Genomic DNA, 8,666 nt, shown 5'->3' with positions numbered 1-8,666 from the left:
TCGAACCGGTTGACCCCACGAAAGCGCGGATAGCCGGGCGTCTCGCCGGACTTGACCCGGCGGAAGAACGCCGCGAACGCCTTGTCCAGACGCCGCAGCGTGGCCTGCTGCGAAGAGAACGACCAGCGGCCCTGACGCTCCGGGTCGAACGCCCGGATCTCCTTGAGCTGCGTGGACTGCTGGCCGTAGCGGACGGTCGTCCGGCTGACGTGCCGGTAGGCGTCGCGGCGTTCCTGGAGTGCAGCGTTGTACAGCGCGCAGTGATCGCAGCATCGCCGACAACCCCTGTTCCTGACCCACGGTGGGCCGCATGAGGAACTTGTACGCACGGATCACCCGACCCACCCCCTCCAAGATCACGGCCAGCGAGATCACCCTACCGAGCGCCACCGACAACCACGTTGGCTCCGCCGCTGCGCGGCTCCGGGCCAAGGAGGCGTTTCCCTCCCCGGCCGAAGCCGGGGATACCCACGCAAGATCAGGGATGGGATCCATCGGGCGTCCTCTCCGCGCACGTCGCAAACGCTGGACCCGACAACCCGGGATCGGAGCGTGCTGTTGGACCGGCCGCTTCCCCCTCATCGTCGCGTCGGCGCTCGCGCCGAGCCCCCGGGCAGATACCGGCAAAGCCGCCGTGCCTTCCCGGAGCAGGTGAGAGAGCGGCGGGGGCTGGGCGGCGCGGCGCGACTTCTGCGAGCCGACGAGCCTGCAGGCCCAGGTGGACGACTGGCTTCGCACCTCAGTGGCCTCGACCGCGCCGACCAGCCGGACGGGGGGCGCTGCCTACAGCGCTCATCGGCAGCTGTGCGGTCGCCAGCTCGAACGGCTGGCGGGGGCTCTGTCGGAGCGGAGTGGCACACTCGCCGGCATGCAGATGATCAAAGCAATCGAGACAGTTCTGAAGGCCAACGATGGCGGCTATCTGGGCGGGTTCACGCTGGCGGGCCGGCTGTTGAGCCGCGGGGAGATCGCGATGTGCGGGCTCGACGGTGCGGAGTTCTACACGTTCTCCGTCGTCGCCGACGGGCTGCACGAGGTGTACCTGGCGTACGACTGGGACGACGAGCAGGGTGCCACCGTCTCCGCAGTCGCGCTGGTCGCCGAAGGTACCACCCCGCAGGCGCTGGCAGGTGCGAGCTGGGAGGAGGCGTCGGACGACGTCAACATGCTGAGTGACGGCGCGTCGGCGATCTACTCCAGCACCCCGGGCAACCTGGCCATCGGCGGGGCTCTTCGCCGGACCGCCGGTTTCGCGCAGGCCAGCGACCCCGAGGCCCATGCCGTGGCCGAATTCCAGGCGCAGCAGAAGAGCGGCTCCCGAAGCCCCGTGCTCGACATCGTCGTCGATCCGGCCAGCGGCGCGAACTCCCTGGTGTTCCCCACATGTGACTTCACGTCGAACAGCATCCTGGTCGGCCGGGACGAGAACGGTGCGGGCGTGGGGATCTTCTGGTCCAACTTCGACGGGTGACGTTCGACCCGCGCCGGGCTGCCATCCTGCGCCAGAATCCGCGACACAGCCCCGAGGAGGCCTACGGCACTGCGACACCGTGCTGGACCAGCTGCACAGCGACGTCCGAAAGGACGGCGTGACGCTCGGCCCAGGCGGGCCCGGCCCGGCCGCGATCAGCGCGAACGAGTTCGCCCAGCTGGCTCAGGTGCTGATGGGTCGCCGTGCGGGAGGAGGGTGAGTCGCAGTTCGGTGTTCATGGCACTGGCGAGCCTGCGAAGCATGTCCACGGTGGGGTTGAGGTGGCCGCTCTCTATGCGTGAGACGACGGCTTGTCCGGTTCCTGCGGCACTCGCCAGGCGGGCTTGGGACCAGCCGAGTTCTTCTCGTCGCTGTCGGATCATGTCGCCTGCGGTCATGAGGGCGGTTCCTGTTCGGCGTCGCTGTACAGGGGGAGCCCGGACGTGTTGATGAGCAGGTTCCCGATCGGGATGGCGTCGCCGTACTTGTAGGGCATCCGTGCCTCGTAGGCGGGGCGGCCGTCCAGGGTGCCGATCTGGAACAGGTGCAGGCAGGTGCCGAGCCGCGGGTCGACGATCAGGTAGTGGGGGATGCCCATCGCGGCGTAGTCGGCGGTCTTCTTGATGTAGTCGCTGTCCGGATTGGAGCGGGAGACGATCTCGACCGCCAGCGTGATGTCGCGGGGGTCGAGCGGGGTGGTCCGTTCCATCGCGGGCTCGGGAACCACGACGATGTCGGGGATACGCAGTTTGCCCAGGCGCTCGTCGTCGGTGTCCGTGTTCTCGAAGGCGGCGAATGGAGGAGTGAGCTGGGCGTCGAGCTGGCGCACGATGCGCTTGGCGGTCAGCCCGTGCAGCGGGACGGGGCTCATCATCATGACGATCTCGCCGTCACTGATCTCGGCGAGACGCCCGGTCTGGGCCACCAGGTGGTCCCGCAGGTCGCGAAGGTGCCGGTAGATTTCCTCTTTCGTCTCCACAGCCCAACTCTACATGACCGATAGATCATAAAAGCAGTGTGCGGGCGACCCGCCGGAGACGCTCGTGGGTTTCTGCCCCCGCCATTCGGAGACTGTCCGGGCCGTCGTGCCCTCGGCAGCCCTCCATCCGACGGTGGAGACCGGAGCAGCCCGAGCAACAAGTCCAGAACGACTGCAAAAGCACCCGCCCGAAGGAACCGGCTGCCGAACCGTCCCGGGCCGATACAACAGCCGCTGCACCGGTTCGGACGTCCGGTCAGTGCGTCGCCGCTGGCGGAGGCCGAAGGGCTCGCCGCGGCGGGCACCCGCCGGGCACCGCCACGGTCGGAGGGTGAGGCGGCCGATGAACCGGATCCAGCGGGCGACGGGGCCCAGGCGCGGAGTGGGCCCGGACCGCTCAGCCGCGACGCCCCGTGTCCTGCCCCGCGGCCCAGATCCGCAGCCGGAATGCGGCCTCTTCCGCCGACAGCGGGCCGTGTTCCAGGTGCAGATCCTGGAGGTGGCGAGTGGCCGCGCCGACCCACGGGCCTGAAGGAAGGCCGAGCAGACCCATGATCGCCTTGCCGTCCAGGGCAACGGGAACATCGGCGAGCCGCCTGCTCCGCTCGAACTCCGCAGCGGCACGCACTGCTCTCTCCTCCTCCGCCAGATGCTCCTCGTGCCACTCGCCGTAGGTCGCCGCCCATCGAGCGGCCCGGCCGGCCGACTGCCAGCCGTCCGTGTCCTGCTCCCGGCCGAGCCCCACCTCCAGGAACAGGTCGTGGTGGTCCGCCTCGTCGGCGCTCCGCGGAACGACGTCGAGCAGGGCGAGCGCGGCATTGATCGGCCAGTCTTCCCGTGGACCGGTGAAGTCGCGGGTACGGGCCGGACCCCACACCTTCGCGCCGGTGCGCCACACGGCGGCGGCCTGGTGTCCGTCCCTTCCGTGGAAATCCGCCTCCACGTGGGCGATCGGCCCGTCCTGGGACCAGTGGCTCAAGGTCTGCTCGAAGGCCGGGGCCGAACCGAACAGCTCCTCACGGAGCCCTTCGGTGACGGGCACCAGCCCCATGCACTGTCGCAGCGGGGCGACAGTCGCTTCCCGGATCCCGGCAGTCCGGCTCCTGAGCAGGTCGAAGCCTCCGATGACGGCGTTGAGCTCGTACGGCATCCCCGCAGGGTAGTGGTACGGCCGACGGACGGAGGTGCCCGGCAGACGGGGATGGCCGACCAGGGTCAGCGGATGACGAAGACGTCGGCCAGCTCGTCGATGGCGCGCTCGTCGATGGCGCCATCGGGCTCGTGCAGTAGCTGCAGGGCGATGGCCTCGACTGCGAACCACTGGCAGGCCAGCAGACGGCGGGCTTCGGTGCATGCCCGGTCCCAGTCGCCGCGGTACTCGACGTACGGAAGGTCGGCCCGCTCGGCGGCGTCCGCGAGGCGGCGCCGGTCGTCAGCGGCCGACATCTCGACCGCCCACGCCGCGGCGTCACTCCACCGGCCGGTGTGCAGCAGCCAGCGCTGGGCGGCGACTTCGCCGGCGGCGAGGATCGGGCTTGCCAGCTCCCAGTCCTGCGGGAGGTGGAGCTCGGTGCCGCCGCCCAGTCCGGCGACCCGGCCGTCGCCCGGGGCAAGCCAGATCCGTGTGACCGGCACCCCGGCAGCCAGGGCGGCGACGGCATGGCCGGCCTCGTGGTGGGCCCGGTGCTCGCGGCGCGCGCCCGGCCAGTCCAGCGGCGCATCGATCTGGTCCTGCCCTGACAGGTGCGCGGGCTGCGGCGTGCGGCTCCAGTACCCGGCGTTGAAGACCCAGTGCGGCCACGGTGCAGCCAGACTTGTGTCTTGAGGTCCCGCTGTGTTCGCTGGATCTATAGTGCCCGGCACGACTGCCCATCTTTTCGAATGTCAGGCGCCAGCGATAGCCCAGTTGTCGCCAGCGGTAGCGGCAGGGGGCAGTCGCTGCAGAGCGGCTTCGTGCATGGCGAGCGACGGCCGCCATGCTCTGGCCTGGGAGTGCCCGAGCGGGATGGCGTGCTCCTACCGCTTCGATGGCAGTACACCGTAGGGTCACGCAAAGTATGGCTCCGACGCCACTCGGGACGTTCAAAAGCTTCGTGACGGTCCTCGTACGTTCCCGGCCCTGCACTGTCCAGACGACGTCAACCCGGTCCCTGGTTTCCCCATTGCCCGGAATGCTGTCAGCCATCCGCCCAACCTACTCGGCCAGTGCCTTCGAAGCCGCCTGCATGCACTCCGGCAGAGCACTTGCGCCGGCAATCGCGCGGCTGCGGGCGGCGACGACTGCCACACCACCCCGTATGCCCCCACGGCAGCAGCCGGATGGCCGCTCCGGTGCTGTCCTCGGCCGCGCACGGTCAGACGGTGCCGAGCGTGAGCGGCTTTTCGGCCCCGCGGACGCCGGGTAGGCCGTATCGAAAATGCACGATGGGTGGGAGGACATGGAAGAGCAACGCCTGGAGACGGTGGACGGCATCGTCGAACGGATCCTCTACGTCAGCAGCGGCGGCTTCACCGCGCTGCGCCTGGGCGTGGAGGACGGCGGGAGCCTGACCGCGAAGGGCGAGGCGCTGCTGGGGGTGCAGCCTGGGGAGACGCTGCAGCTGACCGGGCGCCGGGGCCGGCACCAGGCATACGGCGAGGAGTTCCACGCCGTGGAGTGCCGATACGTCGAGCCGGCCACGCTGCAGGCGATCCGCAAGTACCTGGCTTCCGGGCTGGTGCGGGGCATCGGCCCGAAGCTGGCGGACGCGATCGTGGACACCTTCCAGCTGGAAACCCTGCAGGTCATCGACACGACACCCGAGCGCCTGCAGGAGGTGCACCTGATCGGCCCGGCCCGGTACGCGGAGATCGTCGCCGCGTGGCAGGTCCACCAGGAGATCCGGCAGCTGATGGTGCTGCTGCAAGGCGCCGGCATCTCCCCCACCCACGCACCGCGGATCGCCCACCACTTCCGCACCGTCCGCCGGGAGGCCCACGACGTCGCGGACGTGCTGGACATCGTGCAGGAACACCCCTACCGGCTCACCGAGGTGTACGGGATCGGCTTCGCCACCGCGGACAGGCTCGCGCTGTGGCTCGGCCTGCCGGAGCGCAGCCCCGAGCGGCTGCGCGCGGCCCTGCTGCACGCGCTGGAGACGGCGGCGGTCCGCGACGGCCAGTGCTTCCTGTTCGAACGCCAACTGCTCCACCGAACGCTGCAGAACCTCCGCGACGAGACACTCGCCGAGCTGCTGCCCGACCAGCTCGGCTCACTGGTCGCCACTGGCAGTGTCGTGGTGCAGGACGTTCCGCGGGACGGACGCCTCCAGGCGGCGGTATTCACCCCACGCATGCACGCCGCCGAAGTCTCCGTGGCCGCACGGATCTGCCGTCTGCGCAGTGCCACGACCCGCCTGGCGTCGCTCGGGCCATGGCGCGGCGGCGGGCCGCTGCCCGTCCTCGACAGCGCTCTGGTCCTCGCCCCAGCGCAGGAAGCGGCAGCACGGATGGCCCTCACCGAGCCGGTGTCGGTGCTGACCGGCGGGCCGGGCTGCGGCAAGTCGTTCACGGTGAAGACGATCGTCGACCTCGTGGAGACGGTCGGCGGCCGGGTGGGGCTCGCGGCGCCGACCGGCCGCGCAGCCAAGCGCCTGCAGGAACTGACCGGCCGTACGGCTACCACCGTCCACCGCATGATCGGCAAACGCCGTGACGAGGACACCGGGCCGCTGAACCTCTTCGACGCCTGGGACCCGCTGGAGGCGGACCTGATCGTCGTCGACGAGGCGTCCATGCTCGACCTGCCCCTCCTCGACCGGCTCCTGGGCAAACTCACACCGGGCGTCCACCTGCTGCTGGTCGGCGATGTCCACCAGCTCCCCAGCGTCGGCCCCGGCCAGGTCCTGCGCGACCTCCTCGCCGTCGACGCGATCCCCCGCACCGAACTCGACGAGGTCTTCCGCCAGAGCGCGGACAGCGCCATCATCCGCAACGCCGCCCAGATCCGTCACGGCATGCCCGTCCGCAGCGGCGGCGACTTCTGGTTCCTACCCGTACCCGACGCACAGATCCCGACCACCGTCGTCGACCTCGTCACCCGCCGCCTGCCCACCACCTACGCCATCACCCCCGACGATGTCCAGGTCCTCGCCCCCAGCACCAAAGGCCCGACCGGCACCCAAGAGCTCGCTGCGGCCATCCAGGCCGAGGTCAACCCCCACCACGATGGCCACGCGCAGCACTGGGGCGACGGCCGCCCCTTCCGCCTGAACGACCGTGTCATCGCCGTCCGCAACGACCTGCGCAAAGGCGTCCTCAACGGCTCCACCGGCCGCGTCACCGCCATCGACGACAAAGACCGCCACATCCACGTCACCCTCGACGATGACGGCAGCACCGTCCTGTACGCCTTCGAGGAGCTCGACGAACTCCTCCACGCCTACGCCATCACCGTTCACCGCGCCCAGGGCAGCGAGTACCCCCACGTCGTCGTCCCCCTCACCAAGGCCGGACCCTCCTACCTGCTGCTGCGCCGCAACCTGCTCTACACCGCTGTCACCCGCGCACAGCGGATGCTTGTCCTGGTGGGCGATCCCGAGGCCCTGGAGACGGCAATCAAGCAGCCGGCGGCCGGTCGCAACTCTTCCCTCGCCGTCCGACTGCACGAAGCGCTCACCGGTACTGCGGTCCTTCCCGGTCCCGTCCGCACGTACAACGCCCAGACGTCCCTCCTCTGAAGCAGCCGGCCAGCGCCCCAGCTCCCGGGCACCGCCGGTGCCCGATCGCTCGGCGCGGCTGCAACCCAGCCGTCACACGCAGCCGCCGCCCAGGCCACCTCGAGCACGGCACCTACACCGACCGCCTCGTCCAGGCCGGCGAGACCACCGCGCTCACCGCACCCTTCCCCTCGACTTCGACCCGGCAGTGCTGCGTCGGTAGCGCGGCGAGCAGTGAATCGGCCGGGAGCTGGCGTAGGTGTTCGCGGATCGGATGGTTGGCGCAGGGGGAGGTCTGCCGTGCGGGAAGATCAAGCTGTGGACGATGACCGTTGGGCCGGGTGGCCGGAGAAGTTGGCGGGCACGGACTGCGACGTGCGAGCTGTCCTGGGCGCGCTTCCGAAGGAGGTGAAGGACGAGTTCCGGTACGAGGAGATCCCGTGGGAGCGGTTTCCGCACTTCTACGGCCCGGGCGATGAATTCCCGGTCTTCTCGGGATGCTTGCGGCCGACGACCTCGAGACCGCCGACCGCGCCCTGTCAAAGCTGTGGACCACTGTGCACCACCAGGGCAGCACCATCGAGGTGGCAGCGCTGGCGGTGCCGTTCCTCCTCCGGATCGCGGCCACCGGGCATCCCGGGCTCCGGGCGGACACCCTGATCCTGGTCGCCACGAGCGCGCGCTGCCAGCACCTCGGCGACGGTACCCGCGAGGGCCTCCTCCGGGTCGCAGAGGACCCGCTGATGGTCGGCTCCTTGGACTGCCCGGTGGACTGGACGATCCAGGCCGCCCGCGATGCCGTCGCGAGCGACCTCCACCTGCCACTCCTGCTCCTGACCGACCCCGATCCGCGGGTCCGCTCCGCGGCCGCGTTCGTCCTGGCCCTCGCGACCGGTGAGGTAACCCGCGTTGCCTCCGCCCTGCATGAGCGGCTGGCTGCAGAGGATGATCCGGCGGTCCAGGTGACGTTGATCCTGGCGATCGCCCAACTCGCCCGCGAACACCGGGACGCCCACGCCAGTGGCTGGACACGGAACCTGTGGTCGGATCCCGGCCGACCTGCCCACGTCCGTATCGGCGCCGGCCTCGCCTGGCTGTGCCTGGTCGACGACCCCGCCCCCAGCGACCTCCACTCCTTCCTGACCGACCCTGACGCCCAGCGGCACAGCAGTCTTTTCGAGCAGGTGCCCTGGATCCGTCCCGTCAGTCCCGGCGGCGACGGGCTGAGCTGGTGCATCCGCGACATGCTCACACCCGACAGTCCATAACTGGGCATTTCGGCCCCTGCTCAATGGACGAGCCCAGAAGTGCTTCGGGGCTGACGTCGAAGTCTGCCACGCGCAGGCCCCGACGCCTCGCGTGCGAAAGGCCGTACGGCAGTGGCACCACGACGATGCCGGCACCTGTCACCTGGGGTCGGCCTCAGAAAGTGTTGGGTAACTGATCAACTGCGTGGTGCGAGTCGACGGTGGTGATCTTCGTGGGCGGCTCGTCCACGAAGATCACCACCATGTGTGTC

7 protein-coding genes and 1 pseudogene are annotated in these 8,666 nt (G+C 69.9%); 3 read left to right on the top strand and 5 right to left on the bottom strand.

Features of this window, described 5'->3' with window-relative positions:
* Window positions 1–336, bottom strand: a pseudogene (locus AB0442_RS40830) (helix-turn-helix domain-containing protein); the annotation flags it as partial.
* A gap of 532 nt (window positions 337–868) precedes the next feature.
* Between AB0442_RS40830 and AB0442_RS40825 the strand changes: the two are divergent.
* On the top strand, window positions 869–1,471 hold the full coding sequence (locus tag AB0442_RS40825) for a hypothetical protein (RefSeq protein ID WP_366168594.1): 603 nt from the start codon (window positions 869–871) through the stop codon (window positions 1,469–1,471).
* A 155-nt stretch (window positions 1,472–1,626) separates the two neighbouring features.
* Here AB0442_RS40825 and AB0442_RS40820 read toward each other — a convergent pair whose 3' ends face one another.
* The 4 genes from AB0442_RS40820 to AB0442_RS40805 form a co-directional block, all read right to left on the bottom strand.
* Entirely contained in the window at window positions 1,627–1,854 is a 228-nt protein-coding gene (locus AB0442_RS40820; RefSeq protein WP_366168595.1) for a helix-turn-helix transcriptional regulator, read from the bottom strand.
* A gap of 11 nt (window positions 1,855–1,865) precedes the next feature.
* Window positions 1,866–2,450 carry a Uma2 family endonuclease gene (locus tag AB0442_RS40815; RefSeq protein ID WP_366168593.1) on the bottom strand — a complete coding sequence of 195 codons (585 nt, stop codon included), beginning with the start codon at window positions 2,448–2,450 and terminating at the stop codon, window positions 1,866–1,868.
* Between the two features lie 397 nt (window positions 2,451–2,847).
* Window positions 2,848–3,600 carry a hypothetical protein gene (locus tag AB0442_RS40810; RefSeq protein WP_366168592.1) on the bottom strand — a complete coding sequence of 251 codons (753 nt, stop codon included), beginning with the start codon at window positions 3,598–3,600 and terminating at the stop codon, window positions 2,848–2,850.
* 65 nt (window positions 3,601–3,665) lie between these two features.
* On the bottom strand, window positions 3,666–4,085 hold the full coding sequence (locus AB0442_RS40805) for a hypothetical protein (RefSeq protein WP_366168591.1): 420 nt from the start codon (window positions 4,083–4,085) through the stop codon (window positions 3,666–3,668).
* An 803-nt stretch (window positions 4,086–4,888) separates the two neighbouring features.
* On the opposite strand from AB0442_RS40805, the gene AB0442_RS40800 reads away from it, so the two are divergent.
* Complete coding sequence (locus tag AB0442_RS40800) at window positions 4,889–7,168, top strand: ATP-dependent RecD-like DNA helicase (protein ID WP_366168590.1); 2,280 nt, start codon at window positions 4,889–4,891, stop codon at window positions 7,166–7,168.
* Window positions 7,169–7,644: 476 nt separating this feature from the next.
* Window positions 7,645–8,415 carry a hypothetical protein gene (locus tag AB0442_RS40795; RefSeq protein WP_366168589.1) on the top strand — a complete coding sequence of 257 codons (771 nt, stop codon included), beginning with the start codon at window positions 7,645–7,647 and terminating at the stop codon, window positions 8,413–8,415.
* The last annotated feature ends 251 nt before the right edge of the window (window positions 8,416–8,666 follow it).

The sequence above is a fragment of the Kitasatospora sp. NPDC085895 genome (assembly GCF_040702125.1).
Lineage (GTDB): Bacteria > Actinomycetota > Actinomycetes > Streptomycetales > Streptomycetaceae > Kitasatospora > Kitasatospora arboriphila.
This window is presented reverse-complemented; position numbering and strand designations above follow the sequence as displayed.

Coding starts and splice junctions, on each gene's coding strand:
- AB0442_RS40795 (WP_366168589.1), top strand. CDS start 7,645: ATGCTTGCGGCCGACGACCTCGAGACCGCCGACCGCGCCCTGTCAAAG.
- AB0442_RS40800 (WP_366168590.1), top strand. CDS start 4,889: ATGGAAGAGCAACGCCTGGAGACGGTGGACGGCATCGTCGAACGGATC.
- AB0442_RS40820 (WP_366168595.1), bottom strand. CDS start 1,854: ATGATCCGACAGCGACGAGAAGAACTCGGCTGGTCCCAAGCCCGCCTG.
- AB0442_RS40810 (WP_366168592.1), bottom strand. CDS start 3,600: ATGCCGTACGAGCTCAACGCCGTCATCGGAGGCTTCGACCTGCTCAGG.
- AB0442_RS40825 (WP_366168594.1), top strand. CDS start 869: ATGCAGATGATCAAAGCAATCGAGACAGTTCTGAAGGCCAACGATGGC.